Below are 24,883 nucleotides of genomic sequence, written 5' to 3'. Positions count from 1 at the left end.
GGCAGAGATGCCGGAGCCATCCGGCATCGACGACACCGCTGTCGATGGCGGGTTGGTTTTCGAAAGTGTCTCTTCACGACGACAGCGGTGTCGCCGGGGCAAGTCTGCGCCTTGCCCCTCTGCCACCGCACTCCACGACGCTATCGCGATTCATCGTGGCGGCTTGTGCTTTTAGTTTACTGCTTTCGTCATGCACGCCAGACCGCGACTCCGACGACCGCTTTCCGCCATACGACAACACGGCAGAGGTGGAGGCGGAGTGGAAGGCGAAGCCGAATATCTATCGCTTCCTCACGCCAGCCGACCTGCCGAAGGATCTGAAATGGGAAACAGGCGCGGATTTGGCGGACCTCGGCTCGCCGGAGGCGAAGAAGGGCGGCACGCTGCGCATCGACACGCCAGACTTTCCGCCGACGCTGCGCTTTTTGGGGCCGGATGGGAACAACACGTTTCGTGGCGAGCATTCGGACAATGTGGAGATGCGCCTCGTCATGCACCACCCAGACACGACGAAGTGGATGCCGGGTATCGCGGAGGCCTGGGCGGAGTCGGCGGACAAGAAGACGGCCTACTTTCGGCTCGATCCTGATGCACGCTACTCGGATGGCGTGAAGGTCACGGTGGAGGACTTCTTCATGCTCTTTTACATGAGTCTGTCGAAGAACCTACAGGACCCCTTTGCCATCGACTTTTTCACCAAGGAGTATGAGTGTATCACGAAGTTTGACGACCGCACGATGAGCATCACCATGCGGGAGCCAAAACCGGACCCGATTTACCATGCCAGCGAAGACAACGGGCCGATGCCGCGGCATTTCTTCAAGGAGTTCACCGATGATTTCCCCGCTCGTTACCAGTGGCGGAAAATGCCGACGACAGGGCCGTATGACATCGCTCAGGAAGACATCAAGTATGGCCGCAGCATCACTCTCACACGGGTGAAGGACTGGTGGGCGCGGGACAAGAAATTTTACCGCCACCGCTTCAATGTGGACCGAATCGAGTACCGCATGGTGGCCTCTGTGGACACGGCGTATGAGATGTTTCGTCAGGGAAAGCTGGATCTGTTTTGTCCGCAGCGCTTCATCGCCCTCATCCCGACGTATTGGTATGACAAGAGTGAGGTGCCGGAGGTGCTGAATGGCTACATTGAGAAGTACACCTTCTATAATGTGTATCCGCGTCTCTCACGCGGCATCTACTTGAACCAAAGCAAGCCGCCGTTGGACAATCAGGACGTGCGCACGGGCATCAACTACGCGCTCAACTTCGAGCGCGTGATCCAGGTGGTGCTACGTGGCGATGCGGTGCGGATGCAGAGCACCTTTGCGGGTTTCGGCCGCTTCACGAGTCCGAAGCTGAAGGCCAAGTCGTATGATCCGGTGAAGGCGCAGGAGTATTTCGCCAAAGCAGGCTTTACCAAGCGCGGTGGTGACGGTGTGCTGATGAATGCATCGGGAAAACGCCTCTCGCTGACCTTTACCGTCGCGAATATGCCAGCTTTCACGCAGGCAGCGCTGATTTTGAAGGAGGATGCACTGAAGGCTGGTTTTGAAATCAAAATCGAAGCACTCGACATCACGCAACTCTTCAAAAAGGGGGATCAAAAGACGCACGAGATGATCATGTCCGCCTGGGGTGCCAAACCGCCGCATCCACACCTGTGGGAGTATTACGCGACGGAGAATGCCTGGGAGATCCAGCCGGACGGCAGTCGCAAAGTGAAAACGAACACGAACAACTTCACCATGACGGGTGAGCCTGAGCTGGACAAGCTCATCGACCTCCAGCGCAAGGCTCCGAATGAGGATGAGGTGCAGAAGTACTCGTGGCTCGTCCAGGAACGTGTGCAGGAGCTGGGCTGCGCCATTCCAGCCTGGGATTCGCCGTATTACCGCATGCTGCACTGGCGCTGGGTGCGCTGGCCGAAGGAGGGCAACCTAATGCAAACCCGCGAGGTCATGGACTCCGGCGTTTATTGGATCGACGAAGCCATTCAAAACGAAACGCATGAAGCCATGAGCATGGGACGCAGCTTCGGCGAGGTCTCCCGCGTCTTTGACCAATACCGCGACAAATGAGCGAACCCATCCTCCAGGTCGAAAATCTTGTCACTGGCTTCGATACCGATGCCGGACGCGTTGTAGCCGTCGATGGCGTGAGCTTCACGGTGCCGAAGGGCAAGACGCTCGGCATTGTCGGCGAAAGCGGCTGCGGGAAGAGCGTGACGGCTTTTTCGATCACGCGGCTCCTTCCGCAGCCGCACGGCAAAATCCTCGGCGGCAGCATCCGCTTCGAAAATCGCGATCTGGTCACGCTTTCGCCCGAAGAAATGCGGAAAGTGCGTGGGAACGACATCTCGATGATTTTCCAGGAGCCGATGACCGCGCTCAATCCGGTGCAAACCATCGGCAAACAGCTCTGCGAGGCCGTTTTCCTCCACGAGCCCGAAATCGAGCCGCGCGAGGCTTTGGCCCGAAGTCTCGACATGCTGAAAAAAGTGCGCATTCCAGCCCCAGAGCAGCGCCTGAACGAATATCCGCATCAACTCAGCGGCGGCATGCGTCAGCGCATCATGATCGCCATGGCGCTCATCAACACGCCGAAGCTCCTCATCGCCGACGAGCCCACCACCGCGCTCGATGTGACCGTGCAGGCGCAAATTTTGGAGCTGATCCGCGACATGCAGCAAGACCTCGGCATGAGCGTCATCCTGATCACGCACGACCTTGGTGTGATCGCCGAAGTTTGTGATGAAGTCATCGTCATGTATGCCGGCCGCATCGTGGAACGCGGCCCCGTGAGCGAAATCTTCGCCAAACCGCTCCATCCCTACACGCAAGGCCTCATCCAGTGCCTGCCGAAGCTCGATCACCCGCCGAAGACACCTCTCCCCGTCATTCCCGGCATGGTGCCAAGCCTTAAAGACATGCCCAAAGGCTGCCGCTTCGCCCCACGCTGCCCGAATGCCCACAGCGACGACGTTTTGAACCAACGCCAGCCCTGGAAAGAGTGCGGCCAAGGCCACGGTGTGGAGGCCTGCGCGTGCTTTGAACCCCGCCGGCCGACTGACAATCCCCCCCCCCCCCCCCGCCCCCCCCCCCCCCGCTCCTCCTGGCCGGGGTTTTCCCCCCGCTCCCCCCCCCCTTTTTTCCTTTTTTTCTCTTTTTGCCCCGGCCCCCTCCCCCCCCCCCCCCCCCCCCCCCCCCCCCCCCCCCCGCCCCCCCTCCTCCCCCCCCCCCCCCCCCCCCCCCCCCCCCTTTTCCTTTTTCCCCCCCCCCCCCCGGGCCTGTCCCCCCCCCCCCCCCCCCCCCCCCCCCCCCCACCCCCCCCCCACCCCCCCCCCCCCCCCCCCCCCCCCCCGCCCCCCCCCCCCCCCCCCCCCCCCCCCCCCCCCCCCCACCCCCCCCCCCCCCCCCCCCCCCCCCCCCCCCCCCCCCCCCCCCCCCCCCCCCCCCCCCCCCCCCCCCCCCCCCCCCCCCCCCCCCCCCCCCCCCCGAACCTCTGAATCATGAGCCTCCTCACCGTCCAGAACCTCAAGATGCACTTTCCGGTACGTGGCGGCGTGTTTTACACGACGAAGGCCACGTGCAAGGCGGTGGATGGCGTGAGCTTTGAGCTGCAGCCGGGTGAGACGCTCGGGCTGGTGGGCGAAAGCGGCTGTGGGAAGTCCACGGTGGCGAAATCGGTCGTGCGGTTGCTCAAGCCGACGGCGGGCAGTATTCAGTTCAATGGGCATGACATCTCGACGAAGTCGCAGGGGCAGCTTCGTGAGTGGAGGCGGGAATTGCAGATGGTGTTTCAAGATCCGGCGGAGTCGCTCAACCCGCGCCACACGATCGGGCAGATTTTGGAGGAGCCGTTCATCATTCAAAAGATGGGCACGCGGGCCGAGCGCAGTGAGTGGGCGGCGGAGTTGCTGAAGCGTGTCGGATTGCCAGCGGATGGTGTGCACAAGTATCCCTTCGAGTTCAGCGGCGGACAGCGGCAGCGCATCGGCATCGCGAGAGCGCTCGCGCTGAAGCCGAAGCTCATCGTATGCGACGAACCGGTCTCCGCGCTCGATGTGAGCGTGCAGGCACAGGTTCTAAATCTGCTGCTGGAGCTTCAGCGGGACTTTGGGCTGGCGTATCTGTTCATCGCGCATGATTTGAGCGTGGTGCAGCACATGAGCGACCGCGTGGCGGTGATGTACCTCGGCAAAATCGTCGAGATGGCTCCTGCGGCGGAGCTTTATAAGAATCCGCAACATGCGTACACGAAGGCGCTTCTGGATGCGATCCCCATCGCAGACCCGACGAAGCGTCGTGAGAGGCAGTTGCTGCGTGGTGATGTGCCTTCGCCGATCAATCCGCCTGCGGGCTGTGCTTTCGGGCACCGGATGAAGCATCCGAAGTGGGAGGAAAGCACGCGGATGGACCTGACGCTCAAAGAGGTGTCGCCTGGGCACTGGGTGCAGGCCTGTCCATGCTGCACCTGATGGGCTGGATCAGTGTGCCGTGGCTTTTTCCGCTCCGAGGCCGGTGTGGGCGCGGACTTTGAGCTCCGTGAATTTGGCTTCGGCCTCTGGCTCGCGCTTCATGAGGGAGCCGATGACGGCAGCGAGGAAGCCAAGTGGGATGCTGAGGATGCCTGGATTGGTGAGCGGGAAGAGGGCGTTTGCCTGGATGAGGTGGCGCTTTGCGGCGACGACTTCTGGGCCGTCGATGCCCATGATGCTGGGGCTGAGGATGATGAGGATGATGCTGCTGAGGAGGCCGACGGCTAGGCCAGCGACGGCACCCGTGGTGCTGAATTTCTTCCAGTAGATGCTGAGGACGATGACGGGCAGATTCGCGCTCGCGGCCACGGCGAAGGCGAGGCCGACGAGGAAGGCGACATTGACGTTCTGGAGCTGGATGGCCAGGAAGATGGAGATGGCACCGACGACGAAGGCGGTGATGCGTGCGACTTTCACTTCCTGCCCAGGGCGGTTTTCTTTGCCGTGGTGGAGGACGTTGGAGTAAAAGTCATGTGCGAAGCTGGCGCTGGCGCTGATGGTGAGTCCGGCCACGACGGCGAGGATGGTGGCAAAGGCCACGGCGCTGATGAAAGCGAAGAAAAGCGGCCCACCGAGTGCCTCTGCGAGCTGTGGGGCGGCCATGTTGTCGGTGACGATGTGATCTGGCTTGAGGATCGTAGCAGCGCCAAAGCCGAGGAAGGTGGTGAGGATGTAAAAGGTGCCGATGATGACCATCGCCCACACGACGGAGACACGGGCGGTTTTGGCATCAGGGACGGTGTAGAAGCGTACGAGGATGTGCGGCAGCCCTGCGGTGCCAAAGACGAGCGCGAGGCCCAGGGAGATCAAATCAAGCGGCCCCCAGCCTTTGGTGACATCTGCGCCGAATTTCATGCCAGGCTCCAGGAAGTTCTTGGTGACTTCTGCGCCGGTTTTGTCGATGTAGGTGAGATTCGCGATGGCTTCGAAGAAGGTGCTGAAGCTGTAGTTGAAATTTTTCATCACCAGCACGCTGAGAAAGATGGTGCCGGTCATGAGCAGGATGGCCTTGATGATCTGCACCCAGGTCGTGGCGAGCATGCCGCCAAAGACGACGTACACGACCATGAGCACGCCTACGCCGATGATGGCGGCCTCGGTGCTGATCCAGGGCAGGTCTTTGAGCAGCAGCTTCACAAGGGTGCCTGCGCCGATCATCTGTGCGACCATGTAGAAGGTGGAAACGGTGATGGTGCTGAGGGATGCCATGGCCCGCACGGGACGTGGAGTGAGGCGGTAGGCTAGCAGGTCTGCCATGGTGTATTTACCCGCATTCCGAAGAGGCTCTGCCACCACGATGAGGACGGTGAGGTAGGCGACGAGCCAGCCGACGGAGTACATGAAGCCGTCGTAGCCGAAGAGTGCGATCATGCCCGATATGCCCAGAAATGAAGCGGCACTCATGTAATCACCCGCGACGGCGAGTCCGTTTTGCCAGCCAGTGATGCTACGCCCTGCGGCGAAGTAGGCGCCAGCGCTGGTATTCTTTTTAGCGGCCCAAATCGTGATGCCGAGCGTCGCGACGACGAAGGCGAGAAACATCCAAACAGCAATAGTCATAGAGAGTGGGAGAAAAAAGGGTCAAAGGGTCAAGTGGAGGTCGATATAAGATCAATGGCCGTGGATGATGGCGGCGGCTTCTTTGTCCCATTGGGCGGCTTTGCGGGTGTAGATCCAGGCTAAGGCCCATGCCATGAAGAACTGCGATAGGGCGAAGAGGTAAGCCCAATTCAAACGGCCGAGCACTTCCTTCTTCATGAATTCTGGGAAGTAGCCGACGAGGATGGGCAGCGCGAAGTAGTAGGTGACGAAAAAGACCGTCGCGGTGATGATGAACTTTGCCTTGCGGCTGAGGAGGGCCTGAAAGGCGGGTTTGGCCTCGAGCTGGGCCCAGTCGGGTGATTTTTCGGACATAAGAGGGCGGAGGTTATGGAGTGGCCCTGGTTTTGGCAAGGAGAGCTTCCTGGAAAACAGGGTGAAAGAAAGAATGCACTGATCGCCGTGGCACTTTCGATTCCAAGGCACTCATGGGAGCAAAGGATAGCCTCATGGATCGTGTTACCTTCGATGTATTGGCTGAAACTGCTGAGGGCGATCTGTCTGGGGGAGCAATCCATGCTTGCTGGATGATGAACACAGGGCTTCTCTGTGTGCATGCGCATGGAATCGTATTATGCATCGAGAATCCGCCGAATCATCGCGGTAGCGATCCTAGTGCTTCTGGTGGCGCTGGCTAGTTGGCTCCCGCGTCGGGAGCATGCGCGGCCGCTGGTGGTGGCGCTGGGTATGTGGCCTGGGTCTGAGGCGCTGGTGTTGGCACGGGAGTCTGCTATGTTGCGCCAGGATAGGTTTAAGTGGGTCGAGCTGACGTGGCCTTCGGCTGCGTATCGTATGTTGAGCAATGGTGCTGCGGATGTGGCGGTTTTACCCTTGGCGGATGCGGAGTCACTTTCGCGTGCAGGAAAGAAGGTGCGGGTGGTGTATCTACTGGATGAGTCACATGGGGCCGATGGTCTAGTGGCACGGCAGGGCATCGCTACGATTCACGGACTCAAAGGGCAACGTGTGGGTGTCGATGCGCGTGGTAGTGGGCGTAGGCTGCTGCTGGGGGCACTGGAGCATGCGGGGATGAGCATGGCGGATGTCGAACCCGTGACCCTCCTGCAACCAGAGATGACAGAGGCCCTGAACAGGGGCGATGTGAGCGCGGTGGCTATTTCTGAGCCGTGGATGTCACCCCTTCGCCAGTCAGGAGCTCAGATCTTAGCAGACTCGACACCTCCTAGTCGGCCTGTCATCCGTGCGGTAGTGGTGAGTGAGTCTGCGCTGGTGGGGTGGAGGGAGCAGGTTCTGGAGCTTCTGCGGGTGTTAGAGCCCGCAGGTAAGATTTTGAGAGATGGAGATGCTTCTGCGAGTGGCCTGAAGTGGGTACTGGCAAGGCAGGGGCTGAGTCAGGCGCAATTTTCCCAGATGCTGCAGAGAGTGATCCCGCTGAGTGTGAATCAGAATAAGGAAATGCTCAGAAAAGGGGCGATTCCTGGCTGGGACGCTGCCGAGGTGGCAAAATGGGTGGATGCATCTCTTATCGAGGAGGTGGAGCCGTGATCCGATCTCTCAAGTCCAAGCTGACCATCCTCGCGCTGCTGCTGGGGCTGCTCCTGATCTCGCTGGATGGCTGGCGGACGCTGTATTTGCTAGAGCAACGCACGATGGATCGACTCATGCGAGAGGCGGACATCGAAGGCGTGAGGATGGCGGGATCATTGCAGTATTTCTTTCGTAATGCCATGAAGATGGCTGCGGAGATGGAGACGAGCCACGCCGCTTTGGTTCAGGATTTGAATTTAGTGCTGGTATGTGACGAGCGCGGCATCGTGAGGCACTCGACGCAGATACAATGGCAAGGACGGAAGCTCAATGATACGCCGCTGGGCAATGTGTCGGCGGAGGTCGTGCGACAGGTGCAGGAGCATATGGAGGGGACAATCATCAGAGATCAGGCGGCAGGGAATGTGATAGGGGCCTTTCCATTTTTCACGACTTATGATGATCGGGACCGGGGGGTGTTGTTGCTGGATTTTGACGCTTCTGCAGCGTTGGAGCGGGCTCGTGGGGATGCGCTGCGGGAGTCGATGCTGCGGGCTTGCCTGCTAGGTGCTGCATGTGTGCTGTTGTGGCTCGTGCTGGACTGGCTGGTGACGGAGAGAGTGGAGGAGCTACTGAGATTCACCACGGTGGCGAGGTCTGGGGTAGAGGCTGTCGCTCCACGGCCCCGCCAGGATGAGCTGGGGATCATCGCCCAGAGCTTTGTAGAGGCGGTGCATGACATCCGAAGCGCAGAGCTACGGCAAATGGAAGTCGCCGAGCAGGAGCGCAGACGCATTGGAGCGGATATGCATGATGATGTATGCCAGCGGATGGTGGCCGCACAACTAAAGAGCGGTGTGCTAGAATCCGTGCTCCAGAGGGAAGGGCATGCGCAGGCCTCATTGGCAAATACGGTGGCCTCGGATCTGATGATGGCGGTTAAAGTGACGCGTGGATTTGCCCGTGGATTAGCACCGATGCTGGTTCAAAAAGGGCGGCTGGCAGAGGCTTTGAGTCACATGGCGGAGACGCTTTCGGCTTCTTTTTCTGTGCGTTGTGACCAGGAGTATCAGGCCGGATCGAGGAGCTTGGGCGTCTGGGTGGACACGCATATTTTCCGCATTTGCCAGGAGCTGGCAGTCAATGCCGCGAAGCATGCTAAACCATCCCTGATCCGCATACGAGTGACCTATGATGAGCGCCAACTGAGGCTAGAAGTCCTCAATGATGGGCTGCCGAAGATGGAGACGCCGATAGGGAAAGCTGGCGTTGGATTGGAGTTCGTGCGGCAGCGAGTGCGAGCACTCGGAGGTCGCTTTGACATACACTCTGGAGCGAATGGTGTGGGCAGTGAGGCCTGTTGCGAAGTGCGCCTCCTGCCCATCCATTATGAAGATGAGCCCATGCAGACAGAGGGAAACTTATTTTCCACCGTGGCGTCGTGATTCAGTCCACTGGATGGCGAGGCGTGTGATGGCCGCACCATCTTCCACGCCTAGCTTGCTACGCATATTCATTTTATGGACATCGACCGTCTTTGGGCTGATGCGCAGTGCTTCGGCCACCTCATGCGTGCTTTTTCCTTCACCAAGGAGGATGAAGACCTCCAGCTCCCGGTCACTGAGAGCTTCGATGCCTGACTTCGCCTTAGCTCCCGTGTCACCGAGGGCATAATTCATCATGATCTCCTCAGATACAGATTCACTGACACTGAGATGGCCTGCGGCGACGCGGCGTATAGCCTCCTCGTACTGTGCGTGAGTCGCATCCTTTGTCAGATACCCACGGGCACCAGATCGGAGGGCGCGAGTGACGTAGAGACGCTCTTCATGCATCGTCAGCACGAGGATTTTGACGTTCGGGTAGAGTGCACGCACATCTTTGATGATTTCCAGACCGTTGCGATCTGGGAGGGTGATGTCCACGAGCAGCACATCGGGTTCGTTTTCCCGCAGCATCTTAGCCGCCTCTGCCGCAGTGCCGGCCAACCACGCGATGGAAAAACCCTCCATACTGCTCAGAAGCACGCGGAGACCTTCACGCATGAAGGTATGGTCTTCGACGACAGCGACTTTAGTTATTTTGGTTGGGAGAGGATTCTTCATCTTTAGCAGGTGATTCCGTGGAGGTGTACGGACGGTCGATGATTGAGTTTTCTGGACCCACACATCATGAGCGATGGTTAAGGACTGGGTCTATAAGCAAAAAGTTTACTCCAATATGGCAATGTGGTTTGCCTGCATTGGGTGATGTGGATTGCCCCACATCAAGCCAGGCACTTGTAGAGGGAAATGGAGACTTGCGGGCAGAATGATGACCCTAACAGCCGTCTCAGATCACGCCCTGCCTCCCGCTCCAGGACATGACCTGTAGGCTGACATTTGTCATCTTACTTCCATTCATAACAATGAGCCGCCAAAGCAACCTTCTTCAATGGTTCAGAACCACTGCGAGAATCCCGACCGCATCACTGAGCATCCTTCTCATGGCATCTGGCATAGGCACATCGAGTGCTGCCACGATCGACTGGGGCGTCAGTCAGTCAGGACTCCCAGGGGTGTACTCCTGGCAGCACCTCTACAACTGGAATGCCAACCTCCAGCACCTCACGCCGACTGCGGTGCCCAATGCGGTGAGCGATACGGCGAATCTGAATTTGGTGGACCTCAGCGGGAACCAAATCATCAATCTCAATGGCGCTGTGACACTGGGCACGCTGAACATCGGGGACACCAGCGGCCAGCAAAGCTACATCATTGCACCTGGCACAGGAGGACCGCTGACGCTCAGTGGCGGTGGATTGGCAGTGATCAATAAAACTGGCATCGGGGCGGATGCCATCACTTCCAATATCACTTTAACAGACCCTGTAACATTAAACGTGTTGGATGGCAGCCTCTCGCTCACAGGCGTCGTTTCTGGGGCCGGCGGTATCACGAAAGAGGGGGATGGCTTGTTGGTCCTGCGCGGAGTCAATACCTACAGCGGCCTGACCACACTGAATGACGGCATCACCCTCATCGCGACTTACGCTGATAATGCTGCCGCTCTCGGTACAACGACTCAGGGCGTCGTGATCAATTCTGGAGCCACCCTTGCTATTGCCAATGACCAGTCTTCTGCTGCTGGTCTGACTGGTAGTGGTGCTACCCTCAATACAGAGCCGCTCACACTGAATGGCTACGGATTCCGCAACATGGGTGCTTTGCGAAATATGTTTGGTCGTGAGAGCAATACTTTCACGGGTCCGATTACCCTTGGCAGCACTTCGCGTATTCAGTCAGATGCTTCTACATTGACCCTCTCAGGCACCATCAATGTGAACCAGGATCTCGAAATCGGTGGGACAAACTTTGTCGTACTGTCTGGCGCTCTGTCTGGAGCGAATTCCATCACTCACGACGGTTCGAGCGGTCTTCAGCTCAACAATATCACCGCAGGCCAGACCTATTCTGGCACCATCACTTCCCTCCAGGGTGAAATCCGCTCGAACCAAGTTTCTGGGGCGACGGCTGCTGACAATCCCTACAATGACATATCGGCACTGAATTTGCGCAATTCACTCCTCCGACTGAATTTTGGAAACTCTACAACAAGCGCAGGTAGTGCTGCGGACTCTCGCTTTTCCACCACGGCTCCTATCGATATGAAGGCATCAGCCATTTATATTGATAACGCCTCCTTCAGTGGCACCTCAACAATTCTCTTCGATTATGCGGTGTCACAAACGCTCGGCACGACGACCATGAGCAGCGGTCAAAACCGAATCGGCTTCCGCTCGGCGGATACAGGTTCTGTGACACTGGCATTCACGGATCTGCTGAAGCCAAATCCTGGCACGACCTTGGAATTCGTGGTGGACAACCTTGTGGGCGCAGCTCTCGGCACGGCAGCAAAGCATCGTATTCTGAATAATGCATTAGAGGCAGGTCCAACCACGGTACCCTTTGTTGGCGGCTGGGCATACTCGGGGGCGGATTTCTTGAAATATGTACCTGTGGCGTCTGGTGGTTTCGGTTACACCGAGCTCGTCGCTGCGGACAATGCGGTCAACACTGCTGAGGGTACTTGGGCGACCGGCCAGAACATCTTCCTGGACAACGCTAACTACACCATCTCTGCAAACCGCACCATCCAGTCTTTGAAGATTGCTGGGGCAACAGATCGTGTCGTAGGCGGTGCTGCGGGCACTATTTTGGAAATCGAGTCCGGCGGTATCATCGCTTTGGATGACGGGCACACCATTTCTGTGCCACAGCTCACAGCAGGTTCCGCGGGTGATTACACCTTGTATGACATCGCTTGGGCCTTCCACACCATCCGCTCAGAAATCGCGGATAATGCGGGGAATCCGGTCTCGCTGGTAAAGACGGCTGGGAACACGACGCGCTTCCTCGGCAACAACACCTACACCGGCACCACCTACATCAATGAGGGCATGTTCCAGGACATCATCGGGGCAAAGAATCAGCGGGCGCTGGGAAGTGGCAATCTCACCTTCGGAGGCAGTCCGCAAAATCAGGCCGTTTACGAGAATGACAATGACTTCACCCGTGCGCTAGGTGTGGCTGCTGGAGAAGTGCAGATCATCGGTGGTGGTGTGGCACTAGGTAGTGGTAGCTCGGGCTTTGGTGCCTATGGGGCTCCTATTGATCTGAATTTTGGTGGTGCTGGAGCACCAGTTATTTGGGGATCTGCGACTTTTAATCCTGGCCAGTTCACCCTGAACGGCGGGAATGCCACCCATGTCCTCACCATGGTGAATCCCCTTTTACTGTATGGTCAGCGTTATCTACGCTTGGACGGCTCCGGCTCTGGTGGCTTACCTGCTGTGTTGGGCACTATCTCTGGAGATGTCTCCTCAGGCGGAATCGTCAAGCGTGGTGGTGGTGTGCTCTTCTTTGATGAGGCAAAGACGTATGACGGTACAACCATCGTCCAAGAAGGTGTGGTCTGGCTTCGCAAGAACGGCACTCTGGGGGCCAATGTCAGTGGTAATGATATTTTCATCAATGCAGGCGGGAAAATCACGATCGAGTCTCCGACGAACATCGGCACCCGCCAGTTGATCGCGCTCCAGAATAACAGTGATGATACGCCAGCGACCATCGCCTTTGGTGCGGGCTACGGTGACGGATCAGCGATCCGCTTCTCCAGCATGACGAACAATACGACCGCACCAATCCAGACTGGGGGCAACAGCATTCTCATTGTCAATCAGCAGACTGGCACCGACGCAAGACGTGCGAACCGCATTGCCATAGAACTGAGTGGTAATAACATTTTTTCCACGGATGTCCTCGCGCAGGTCAAGGCGGTAGCTCCAGATGTGCAGGCATGGTTTGGCGCAGATACGGGCAATGGCACATACACTGGAACAACACTCACAGCTACAGGTCGCACAAAAACGGGAGGTAACTGGGAGGGGCACTTCCTCGGCGCGGGCAGCGGCACGCTCACCATCGCCAATAGCAATGTGCTCACAGGTGCAGTTCCGCTAACAGTCGGAGCCATTGATGAGACGGCTAGGACGCAGATCGGGGGCATTGTTTATATCCCGAATGCTCAAAATTACACGGGCGTTGTCGCCCAGACAGTCGGCACCGCGCTCACGGCTGGTACGCTGATTGGGAATGGTGGTGTTCTTGTCGTCGGTCAGAATGGGGCACTCAATGCAGCCGATAACAACATCTCCCTCCGTGGCGGTGAGCTGCGGCTGGGCATCGATCCCCTGAATAGTCACTATGGCCAGACCGATACGCAATACGCCGCCCGCAATATCTTCGTGAAGAGTGCCAATGCGGTTCTGCGGACCATCCCCATCAGTGGCGGCTACTTTGGTAACGTGACGCTGAATGACTTCACCATGCGTATGGACAATGCGGATCGTGTTCTGGCGGTGAATCGTATTGGTACGACCTGGATGAATACCATTTTTAATGGTGCCGTCACGCTGGAGAATGGCACCACGGCACGCAATGCCTTCTTTGATGTAGGTGATGATAACAACTACCACTCGGGTATTGGCAGTTTGACGTTCAATGGCGTGATCTCGCAAACAGGAACAGGTATTGTGGGTATCCGTAAACGCCAGGGCGGCGTGCTCATTCTGGGGGGCGACAATACCTACCTGGGGAATACCCAGGTGGAGCAGGGACGGTTGGTGCTGAACAACGTCGGTGCAGCTGGCGCGGCTGGATCCGATATCAATTTCGCCAATACCAATGATCGTCGTGCGGACCTGGAGTTTCGCCTTGATGGGACTGGGCCGTTTGTCGTCCAGAACAACATCATCACCTCTGGCAATGATGGCGGAGAGACGCGCGTGATTACGGTAGGTTCGTTCAATGGCACCAGTAGCAATCAGTTGGTTCAGTTGAATGGCAGTCTAACGATCGGCCATGGTGGCACGCATACCACCAACGGCGGTGATAGCAGCGCCATGTATTTTGATGGTTTTAACGGTTACGGCTTGGAAATCCAGGGCACAACCACCCTGAACCGCAGCATCGTCTTCCGTCCGCGTGGTGCCGTACTCACTCTCAGCGGGGTCGTCGATGGTGCGGCTGCAAATATCCTGGAAAAATCAGAACAGGGAACTCTGATCCTTAATGGAAACAATACCTTTGCTGGCGGTCTCTTGATCAGCAATGGTTACGTCGTGGCAGGACATGACAATGCTCTCGGCACAGCGGGGGCTACTTTCCGAAATAATTCATTCTCCCAGATTCTCGCCTCAGGCGTCCGCACGATCTCCAATGGTTTTACAAACACGGCCACAGGCAGCACCCAGACACTGGGTGGCCTAGATGCTGGGGCAAAGACATTCAGTGGTAACATCGCACTCACCAGCGCAGGTATTGCCCTGACATCCGTGGTTGGAGGCGACACCACTTTCACAGGTACCATCAGCGGTGGCTTTGGAGTGAACAAGACAGGGGCTGGCACAGTGATTCTCGATCCAGCCTCGGGCGGAAACACCTTCACCACAGGTAGCGTTACTGTCAGTCAGGGCACGCTCGTTGGTGAGGCCAAGGCTGCGGGGAATCCTTTTGGCACGGACACGCCATTCACTGTCGCTAACGGAACTCTCCGCCTCAACAACAACACCGCAGCCGCCAATGCGACGACAAGCGCAGGTGCCCTGAATATCACGACTGGCAATGCAGCCCTTGTCGTGGACAGCACCGGATCGGGCGGGAATTCCACGGCCTGGACTTTCGGTTCGCTCGCACGCACCAATAACTCAACCCTCACCCTCAAAGGCATCACGACCGATATTGGCGGAGCCACCAATGAAGTCGTCGCCTTCACGGCGGCTCCTGCGCTGGCGAACAACACCATCGGCACCTGGGCGGCGATTCAGGCCTCTGGCTCCAATGCAGCGCACTATGCAGGCGTTTCAGGCTTCGCCATAGTCACCGCGACCTACTCTGGCACTGGAGACCTTGATGGGGCCACCGGAGCCACTGCCCTCTGGGATGCGGGAGCTACGGCCAGTACGCTGACTGCTAACCGCTCGGTCTATGCCTTCCGCACCAATGCCAATGTCGGACTGGGCGGCTTTACTTTGAATGTTGGGACTGCCAATTCTGGCACCCTTGGTCAGGCAGGGATGATCCTGAACAGCGGCGCTGACATCTCCGGCGGAAAAGTGAATTTTGGCACCAATGCGCTTTCGATTTACGTGGATGATGCCGCAGCCTCGACCATCAGCGCACCCCTTACCAATTATCGAAACAACGCGTCGAACACGGTAGCGACGGGCCTCATCAAATATGGCCCCGGCACTCTCGAGCTCTCTGGTGCAAATACGTTCCAGGGCAATGTCCAAGTGAATCAGGGCACCCTGAGCCTGACAGCGGCCAATGTGATGCCTACCTTCGAGAACCTCAATGCAGTCTCGGGCTCCATCGTCACCATTCAGCCAGGGGCGACAGTCCTGCTCAACAATAACAACCAAGAATTCGGCAACCTCGTTGGCTCCAGCGTCGTCAGCCCAGTGCTTAATACTGGTGGAACTCTTGATCTCGGTACCGCGACCCTGGTGGTGGGCCGCCAGGGTGCTAGTACCACTTTCTCGGGCCAAATCATCGGCGGAGCTGGCTCCACCCTCACCAAAATCGGTGGTGGGCGCCTCACGCTGGACAACTGGGATCCTGCGATGCCGAATTCGCTCGGCACTCTTGATATCGCACAGGGATTCGTCACCTCATGGAACAATGATCAGTCGTGGTCCACTCCCACGGGCTTTGCCAATGCCATCCCATCCTCCACCAGTATCCTACTACGCGGTGGTGAGTGGGAGGTCCGAGTATCCGGCGATAATACCAGCAACTTCCAGGTCATCCCATTGGGCCACAGCATCGTCCACCAGGGCGGGAATTCCGTCCTAGATACAGATCGTCATCAGACGGGCACCGCTAATAAGATCGTGACCTTTAACAATCTCACGCTCGATAAGCAGCTCTTCCTAGTCACCGGCGGGAATGCCGTTTATCCGCGCTTCGATGGTACCACCACACTCATCAACCATGCACGTATCCAGACGGACGCACCCTTGTTGCTCAATGGCAGCATTACTGGGAACTACACGCTCACTAAAATAGGTGGCAGCAATCTTGAAATTGGGGGAAATAATAGCGGATGGAGTGGCGGGACCGTCGCTACGGATGGACTCATCCTCTTTGGCACGCGTGCACCAGAAGATGCCTCAAGGTACATGACTTCGACAAACCTGTTCGCCTACAGCGCTACCGCCAATCTCGGTACGGGAGACATCGTCATCAATCGCAACACGGCGATTCGTATCAATGCTCCCTCAAACATCCTCAGTGCGCAGGGACAGCGGGTGCAAGTCTTTGGCGATCTGCGGGGTAGCCTCCCACGCATCGATCTCGGGGTGGATGCTCCAGTGACCAGCTACAATGTCTTCTCGACGAGCAATGGATCACTGAACTTAGGCCTCCATGAAGGCTTCTACAGCAATCAGATCGACCAATCAAAGCTGGGCAACGGTAAATGGGGCGTCGGAGCATGGGATACCACCTTCTACACCGCCGCGAGCATGGGTGCAGGTGTGGATAATACGTATCGCTTCCTGGGTACCAATGCAGTCTTGGGCATTACCCAGACCAATGCTCTTTCTGGCACAGCCAGCCTTTGGGTGGGCGCTCCGCAGTATGATAACGGTTTCGCACTCAACAATACATCTGCGAGCATCCGTCTCTACGGAGATCAATCCTATACCGGTAACACCACCATCTTCCGCAGTGACAATACGGGGAACACCAACAATTACCTCGAAATCACAGGAGATCTCGCCTCGCCGACGATCGATGTTTTCGGTGGGTTGACGGCTCGTGGTGATGGTCGCTTCACCCGTGATGATGGCAGCCAGTTCAACACGGTGAATCTCTATCCAGGCTCTCGCCTGCGTCTCGACTATAGCATGGATGTGAATGACACCATGCTGATTTCCCGCCTGGACAACAGCAACCTGGGTTTTGAAAGTGATGAGAACAAATGGGGTGACACCACGGGCATGACGCTGCGCGGAGCTACCCTGAACATGATTGATAGCAGTGGCCGTCAGAATCAGGAGCGTATCGGTGTGATGACCGTGGAGCAGGGGGCCGCAGTCTTACTCGAGCGCAATGGCGGCAATGGCCAGATCGTCCTCAGCACACCTAGCATCACACGTGTTGGACAAGCCACATTCGATGTCCGTGAAAACGCGGATGAGCTCGGCCGTGTGGATCTCCAGGGGCAGAAGTTCTTCATCGACAATGGTACCTCCATGCTAGACGCCCAGGGCATGATGCCAGTCTGGATGATGAATCCTAGCCGCAATACTTTCCTCACCTACAACGCTGATTTTGGTGTGCAGAACATGGCATTTACGCAGTCCTCCGGCGCTGTCGGCACAGGTGCCACCTTTTTTGCTGGATTGCTATCCACAGACATCGCCAGCTACAACACCACAACCGGAGACGCGACACTGGGTGGCACCGCCAATGTCTGGGCTCTGCGCATCAGCCACGAGGCTGCCAGTAACGATACCACGCTCACAGGCGGCCAGATCAATATCCATAGCGGTGGTCTGATCGTCGATAATCGCGACAATGCCCGAGTCAACTTTGACACCACCAATGTCTATTTCGGGGATGGTTCCACTCCCGTGGAGGGCGTCATCTACTCTGACCAGAGTGGCCAGACCACTCGCATCGGCGGGGTCGTGACAGCGGCTAATCTCGTCCATCATGGCGCAGGGCAGCTCCAGCTCACCAACACGGCCAATGCCATCACGGGGAACATCCAGATGAATGGTGGTACACTCTTCGCGGATGGTGCCGGCACTTTAGGGACAGCCTCCCTCACCATTGCAGGAGACTGGCTGGGCAACAACGACGGTCAGCAGTTGGCGGAAATCCGCCTGCGCACCAACGACAACGCCAACACCACGTTTAACAACGCCATCATCCTGGCGGCGGACATGCCCTATGCTCGCTTGTTTGCCGAGCGTTATACGGGTGCCTCGACTGCAGGGGCTCTTGTCACCATCCCAACCTTGACGATTATGGGTTCCAATACGCTTCAGGGAAGCTCCCTCATCGTCAATAACAGTTCTGGGACGAATAGCGCGAACACCTACTCCATTGAGGTCAGCGGTGCCACGACCATCAATGGCACAGCCCCCTTCGGTCTCCACATCCAGGCCCAGCGCCTGGAACTCAGCGGCACCCTTAGCACTCCCAATGGATCGAATCTCATCAAATCAGGCGACGGACAACTCCGCGTCGAGGCAGATAACACCGGCTGGACTGGCCCGGTCACTTTGAACCGTGGCGAAATCGCCGCCATCGCGAATGCGGGCAACAACTTTGGCACTGGCGACTACCTGCTGAATTTCGGCCAGATCCGCATGCAGTCGAATACGGCCCGCGCCTTCTTCGCCGCTGCTGGCCAGGACATCACCGCAGCGGGAGCCGTTACCTTTGTCTCCAATCGCAACGGTGCCACCGCCGAGCGCAACATGACCATCGGTGCCAATGGCGGGGGAAATCTCTTCCGCACCATCAATGGAGCCCATATCCGCTTTCTTTCGGATGGCTTTGGTGACGACCACCTCATCGAGAGCAACGTGATCGTCAATGACAGCGCGGTTTTCTACAATGACAGTACTGAACTCCGCTTCCAGGGAGAGTTGCAGGGTTCCGGTCGGCTCACGAAGAGTGGCTTTCATAACGTATTTCTGAACGAGGCCACCGCTGGCGGCAACGCAGACTGGCATGGCATCATTGATATCCAGCGTGGTGCCATTGTACAGCAATCGGCGAATGACTCTCTCGGCGGTACAGGCAGCTCCATCATCGTCCGTGCGGGTGCCACACTATCCATGGATAATACGTCGGGCTTCGGCACCGGATTGGGTGTGGTTTCTGTCACGGAGAGCACCACGCATCTGCCAGTCCTCGGAGTGCGCACAGCTGCGAATTTCACGAGCGTGCTGGACAGCTACAATGGGAAGTTCATCGGCAGCGGATCAGGTGTGGTAGCGATCGATAATAATCAATCCATCGCTGTAGATCCCAACATGTCTGCCCGCTTTGGCGGAGACTGGTTCCTGGGCTCCAGCTACAATAGCGGCAATGGTAATCTGACGGCGAATTCGGTCACTCCTTGGGGAGTTGGTAATGCTCAGTTCCTTCTAGGCGGCGGTGGCAGCACCCTAACATTGAACCCGACGGCGGGCAGTTTCCAATTTGCAGGTGCCAACCAGATGATCCTTGGCTCTGCTAATAACGTCTTTGGCTACGGTAATGGTCTTATTCAATGCCAATGGAAACAATACGTATTCGGGGGGCACTCTTGTCACAGTGAGCCGCCACGTGGATAGTGGATTCCGTGCCACTGCCTTGTCGCTGCAAGGCGGAGCCATCGGGACTGGGACGACGTTCCGTACTCCCCTCGGATCTGGCACGGTGGATGTGTTTGGTGAAGTGCGTATCGAGGGCTCTTCAGGAACCGCTGTAACGACGGGTGGAACGACCAATGCCAATACCTGGGTATTCCATCCTGGCTCACGCATCCGCTTTAACAACGGTGATTCAACAGGTCTTCCATTCACTGGCAGTGGCACTACAGGCACTCAAGCAGCAGGCACCATCGGTGGCGGTGGCCGCTGGGCAGATACCGTCGGCATCACTCTCGACGGGGCGGTGCTCGACCTGATAGGTGACAATTCCGACCACGCTGCGAATAAAGAAATCATCGGCGATCTGACTGTCGGTCGCGGTGCCGAGGTCGTGGTTCGTCGCAACACAGGTTTCGGCGCGGAACTCATCACCAGCAATCTATTCCGTGGCACCACCACCTCTACTCTCATGCTCCGTCATGATACCGACTTGCTGGGTGACGCTGGGTCGGTGAACACAGACCGCTTCATCGTCAGCTCTGGCATTGGCACCACTGCTGGCCAGGTGCCTGTGACCAATAATATGGTCGATCCTTGGATCGTGAGCCGCAGCCAGAACCAATTCTTGAAATACGATGCCACATTGGGATTCCAGCTCATCACGGAAGGAGCCGCTCCATCGAACTACATCACCTCTGCAGGTGGAACGCTCACCATGGCAGCCAATAATGGCACCGAGATTCTCAATCTCGGCACCGCCACCGCCACACTCGGTGCCAACCTCGATATCCACGCTCTGCGAGTAGATCGCGACATCAATGTCAGTGCAGATGGCCAGTTCAAGAATATCATCATCCGCAGCGGCGGCCTCATGCAGGCTGCCAATACACCCACCATCAATGCCGACCTCTATTTTGGCAGTGCTGGCGATGGTACAGGTCAGGCGCTGATTTGGGCCAATAACAACACGCTCCAGATCAATGGCAAAATTTTTGCCAGCGAAGTCGTCAAATCAGGTACTTCCTTCCTCAATGTCCGCAGTGATCAGCCCCAATTCACCGGTGACTGGATCATCAATGGTGGCGGGATTCAATTCCTCACCCCAAACGCTGCCAGCACTGGAGAGGTAATCTTGAATGCTGGACACATGGTGGATAATGACACCACTTATAACATCACTGAAGTGCGCTACAATTACAACAGCGGCACACCAGACCTCTTCACCTGGAATGGTGGTAAAATCACGGGTTACAACACCCAGAACCGCATTTACCTGCCGATGGCGAGCGATAGGCTCCAGCAAATCCCGGATGTCGATCTGCGTACCACCAATACGGTGCCTGGAGTCGGCCAGGAAGGGTCGATGATCTTCCTAATTGATGGCTACCGCAGTACAGCGCGGACCGGCACAGTTACGCTCTACGATCATTACATGGTGCAAGTCGAGTCCAATACCTTCGGAACAGGCTCTACCAGTGGCTTCCAGTTTGGCTCTGGTGAAGGTGTCAGCGGATTAAACAACGGCGGTCTCTACGATCTACGCAAAATCGGCGATGGAGTCCTCACCTTGGGCGACAATACGGCCAGTTTCACCGGTAGCCGCACAATCACCGTCGGCGAAGGCGCTGTGCGTGCCATTCACAATGGTGCCTTTGGTGGTGCAGGTAATACACTCAAGGTCAACTCCACAGGCGTCCTGGAAGTCGCCGTCGCGGGCTTCGCCCCGACTGCGACACTGACGATGGACCCCGGCTCGGCGGAGCGCTGGGCAGTGGATGGTGCCCGTAGTGGGAACTACACGCTTCCTCAGGGCGTCAGCCTCCAGGTCATGCATAACCAGACTGGTACGCAGACGATCACACTCAATGGTGGGTCGATCATGGGCTATCTGCCCCGCGATTGGGAGCAGGTCGCCGTGATCCACACACTCGGTAGTGGTGTCACGATCAATCTGACAGGGGATTCCTTCCTCGGTCAGCCCTACGCCACCAGTAGCAACGGAGTCTGGGATCTGAGTGGGATCTATGACCAAGGTAAGATCAACACCACCACGGGCAGTAATCCGAGCGATCCAGCCCTGCGTGGCTCCTACCTCCAGATCGATGGTGCCATCACCGGCAGTGGTGGAATCACCAAACTAGGCCAAGATATAATCCTGCTGAACGGTGCTAACACCTACACAGGTGCCACACGCATCGAAAATGGCATTCTCCAGCTCGGTCGCGATAACGCCCTGCCCACGACTACCTCTTTGGAGATGGCATCGACCAGCGGCATGCTCGATCTGAATGGGAATGATCAAGAAGTAGCCGCTCTCAGTGGTGCCGGTGGCAGCGTCAATAACGGTGCTTTTGATAACAACACATTCACCGTCAACCAGGCTTCCAGCACCATCTACGGTGGCACCATTGATGGGAACATCACCGTCCACAAAAAAGGAGCGGGAGAGCTCACCTTCACACCTGTCACACCCACAGGCGATACGACCGCAGGCAATGGCTATCGCGGCGGCACAGTCTTCGAGGCGGGTAAAATCGCCATCGCCCAGGATACAGCCCTCGGTTGGCAGCAAAACGCAGTGGACGCTGATAACCTCCGTTTCACTGGAGGCACACTCCACACCACCGCCTCACTCACACTCCATGCGAACCGTGGCGTCCAGCTCGATGCGGCAGGCGGCACGATCGAGACCGATGCCGCCACCACGACTCAGGTCGCTGGCATCGCTACGGGTGTCGGTGGACTCACCAAGACGGGATCAGGCATCCTCCAATTGAATCATGTGGGCAACGATTACAGTGGGAACACGAATGTCGCCGCCGGGACAATGCAAGGTGGAGCGGCCAATACGCTCTCTGAAAACTCACGCCATGTCGTCACTGGAGATACGGTTTCCGGCACTCTTGCGGTCAATGGGTTCAATCAGGTCATTGGCTCACTCTCTTCGACTGGACTCACGCCAGCGAATGCCGTCGTGGCCTTTACCGGAGCTGAGATACTGACCGTCGGCAATGACAGGACCAAAGATGCCGTGTATGCCGGAGCCATCACGGGTGCGGGCACGTTCCGCGTCAATGGCAATGGGGCCGTTCAGACTCTATCGACTTTCGACAACAGTGCAGCTACCTGGAACACGGAGATCGCCAATGGCGTCCTAAACGTCGCTGAAGGTGCAAAACTTGGCGCTAGTGCGAGTGCCGTGCAGCTCGGTGTAGCTGGCGTGACGGGAGCAGATGACTATACCGCCCTGAATCTCCAAAACACCCCCACCTTCACGAATAACATCGTCGTGACCACCGAAAACAGCGTGGGCAGCGCTGCGATCACCTCCACGGTAGCGAATTCAAATATCAGCGGCACCGTGACGCTCAATCGCGACATCTTCGCGGGTGCTGGCTCCATCGCTACGGGTGAGATAGCAGATACACAACTCAGCCTCACCAATACGGTGAGCGGAGATGGTCGCATCACCGTCATCGATGGAGGCGCTCTCCGCCTCACCACGGCCAATACCTATGGCGCAGGCGCTTTTGGATTTCCTTCTGACGACGTCAATGGTGGCACCATCATACGTGCCGGCAGTGTCCTCTTGGAAAACAGCACCGCCGCTGGTGTGAAAGTCATCGAAATCGGCGACACCACCTCCACCATCGGTGCGGCAGTGGATCGCGCCACCTTTGACAGCATCCTCGGCTCAGGCACCTGGAATCCCAATGGTGACGGCGTAAGCTCCACGACTGGCGGCCAGGATGCGACAGCGACCACGGGGCACGGTGCTTTCATGGGCGTCAGTAGCACCATTGATGGCTTCACCTATACCGCACCGGGTGCTCGCATCCTCATCACAGGCGAAGAGGCCAATCCCGAGCGCAACGGCATCTACACCATCGTCAGTGTGAGCGGCAGCACCATGAATCTCGTGCGGGCGGATGATTTCGAAACATCCAATCAGATGCGCTATGGCGGCCAAGTGGCAGTGACCAATGGAACCTACGCGGGCCAGACCATGTTCATGTTTGAGGAAAATATCGTCGTTCGCAATGAGACCACCCAGGAGCCCATTCGCTTCCGTGAAGACGTACTCAACCCAAACCTCGCCCTTCTCCAAAATGTCAGTGGACTCACTGTCGCCAATCACATCGACGTGAATGCGACCAACGGCACGGGCACCATCACCATCGGCGGAAGCAGCCTCGTCACATCTGGGACCGGGACTTTCTCAGGCTTCATTTCCCTGAGAGACGTCATTCCGAACTTTATTGAGACCAAAACGGTCATTTTGACCTCCAGCACAGCAGATGGCAATGGGATCAGCTTCACGGGTATGATCGGTGAAGCCGGAACGAATCCTGGAGTCGCAGATGTGCTCTCCATCAATAAAATCGATGCCGGAACCGTCACTCTGGAAGCTGCGAATCCCTATGTGGGCACCACCACCGTCACCGCTGGCACTCTCCAGGTCGGCACGGGCGGCACGGCCGCGACCCGTGATGCCGGCAGCACTGGCACGGGAGCCACCACCGTCAATGCGGGGGCCCTCCTCATCGGTAGCGGCACGGTGAATGGCATCGCCGGCACGACGACTCATGTCCTCAACGGCACCCTGGCACCAGGTGACTTCCTTGCCGCTGGCACCGACCCGACTGGAAATGGAACTCTCGACGTGACAGGATCACTCGATGCCACCGCTGGGACGATCCGCCTCACAGGTAGCCAGGAGACATACATGGACACCACTTTGGCCACAAACATCGCCAATGGGACCTGGGTTATCGGTGATACGAATTATGTGAATCACCTCACCAGCACAGCTGCTACCAATGATGCTCTCGCCACAGGCGCCGCACGCCCCAACCATGATTTGGTCAATATCTCCAATCAACTGACTCTGACTGGCTCCTCACTAGTCTCCCTGACCTTCCTCAGTGGCTATACGCCTGTCGGCGGTGAGTGGTTTGACCTGCTCGACTGGGGCGCCATTTCTGCCACAGGCTTTGACGCTGGCGGCACGGCCAATGGAGGCACCTTTACGCGTAACGGTGGACTCCTGGGGGATCTGGAGCTGCCTACCCTCAGTGCTGGACTTCTCTGGGATGTCTCCCTCCTGAGCACCAATGGCATCCTCGTCGTCGTCCCAGAGCCCTCCCGCGCTCTCTTGATGCTGCTTGGCCTACTGGGGCTCGCCCTCCGTCGTCGGCGCTCACGCTGATCGACTCGCATGGGGACCCGTCTCCCCCACTTTATGAGACCTACGGACCGCCCTCCTGAAAAACCTCCCTGGAGCCCAGCGCAGGACTCTGGGGAGGCTGAGGATGCCTCCGCCCCTAATGCCACCCATC

At 57.6% G+C, this 24,883-nt stretch carries 9 protein-coding genes and 1 pseudogene; 7 read left to right on the top strand and 3 right to left on the bottom strand.

From position 1 onward, the window contains the following. Positions 1–65: 65 nt before the first annotated feature. The 3 genes and pseudogenes from IPK32_24225 (at position 66) to IPK32_24215 (ending at position 4,480) form a co-directional block, all read left to right on the top strand. Positions 66–2,081, top strand: coding sequence for an ABC transporter substrate-binding protein (locus IPK32_24225; GenBank protein MBK8094991.1), 2,016 nt, complete (start codon positions 66–68; stop codon positions 2,079–2,081). After that, positions 2,078–3,055, top strand: a pseudogene (locus IPK32_24220) (ABC transporter ATP-binding protein). Before IPK32_24225 ends, IPK32_24220 begins: the two are co-directional and overlap by 4 nt. Before the next feature lie 456 nt (positions 3,056–3,511). Beyond that, positions 3,512–4,480, top strand: coding sequence for an ATP-binding cassette domain-containing protein (locus IPK32_24215; GenBank protein ID MBK8094990.1), 969 nt, complete (start codon positions 3,512–3,514; stop codon positions 4,478–4,480). A gap of 9 nt (positions 4,481–4,489) precedes the next feature. On the opposite strand, the gene actP is transcribed toward IPK32_24215, so the two are convergent. Next, complete coding sequence (actP, locus tag IPK32_24210) at positions 4,490–6,100, bottom strand: cation/acetate symporter ActP (protein MBK8094989.1); 1,611 nt, start codon at positions 6,098–6,100, stop codon at positions 4,490–4,492. A 51-nt stretch (positions 6,101–6,151) separates the two neighbouring features. Continuing rightward, positions 6,152–6,454 carry a DUF485 domain-containing protein gene (locus IPK32_24205; protein ID MBK8094988.1) on the bottom strand — a complete coding sequence of 101 codons (303 nt, stop codon included), beginning with the start codon at positions 6,452–6,454 and terminating at the stop codon, positions 6,152–6,154. A 240-nt stretch (positions 6,455–6,694) separates the two neighbouring features. On the opposite strand from IPK32_24205, the gene IPK32_24200 reads away from it, so the two are divergent. Continuing rightward, positions 6,695–7,645 carry an ABC transporter substrate-binding protein gene (locus tag IPK32_24200; protein ID MBK8094987.1) on the top strand — a complete coding sequence of 317 codons (951 nt, stop codon included), beginning with the start codon at positions 6,695–6,697 and terminating at the stop codon, positions 7,643–7,645. After that, positions 7,642–9,072, top strand: a complete 1,431-nt coding sequence (locus tag IPK32_24195; protein ID MBK8094986.1) for a hypothetical protein — start codon at positions 7,642–7,644, stop codon at positions 9,070–9,072. Before IPK32_24200 ends, IPK32_24195 begins: the two co-directional genes overlap by 4 nt. On the opposite strand, the gene IPK32_24190 is transcribed toward IPK32_24195, so the two are convergent. Continuing rightward, the gene (locus tag IPK32_24190) at positions 9,049–9,732 is read right to left on the bottom strand and encodes a response regulator transcription factor (GenBank protein MBK8094985.1); all 684 of its coding nucleotides are present in this window, start codon (positions 9,730–9,732) and stop codon (positions 9,049–9,051) included. The two genes, IPK32_24195 and IPK32_24190, sit on opposite strands and share 24 nt — an antisense overlap. A gap of 380 nt (positions 9,733–10,112) precedes the next feature. On the opposite strand from IPK32_24190, the gene IPK32_24185 reads away from it, so the two are divergent. Beyond that, positions 10,113–19,526, top strand: coding sequence for an autotransporter-associated beta strand repeat-containing protein (locus IPK32_24185; GenBank protein ID MBK8094984.1), 9,414 nt, complete (start codon positions 10,113–10,115; stop codon positions 19,524–19,526). Further along, a complete protein-coding gene (locus IPK32_24180) occupies positions 19,507–24,753 on the top strand; it encodes an autotransporter-associated beta strand repeat-containing protein (GenBank protein MBK8094983.1) in 5,247 nt (1,748 codons plus the stop codon). Before IPK32_24185 ends, IPK32_24180 begins: the two co-directional genes overlap by 20 nt. Positions 24,754–24,883 lie beyond the last annotated feature (130 nt).

Source organism: Verrucomicrobiaceae bacterium (assembly GCA_016713035.1).
In the GTDB taxonomy this organism is placed as follows: Bacteria; Verrucomicrobiota; Verrucomicrobiia; order Verrucomicrobiales; family Verrucomicrobiaceae; genus Prosthecobacter.
The sequence above is the reverse complement of the archived record's forward strand: the minus strand, read 5'-3'. Positions and strand labels throughout refer to the sequence as shown.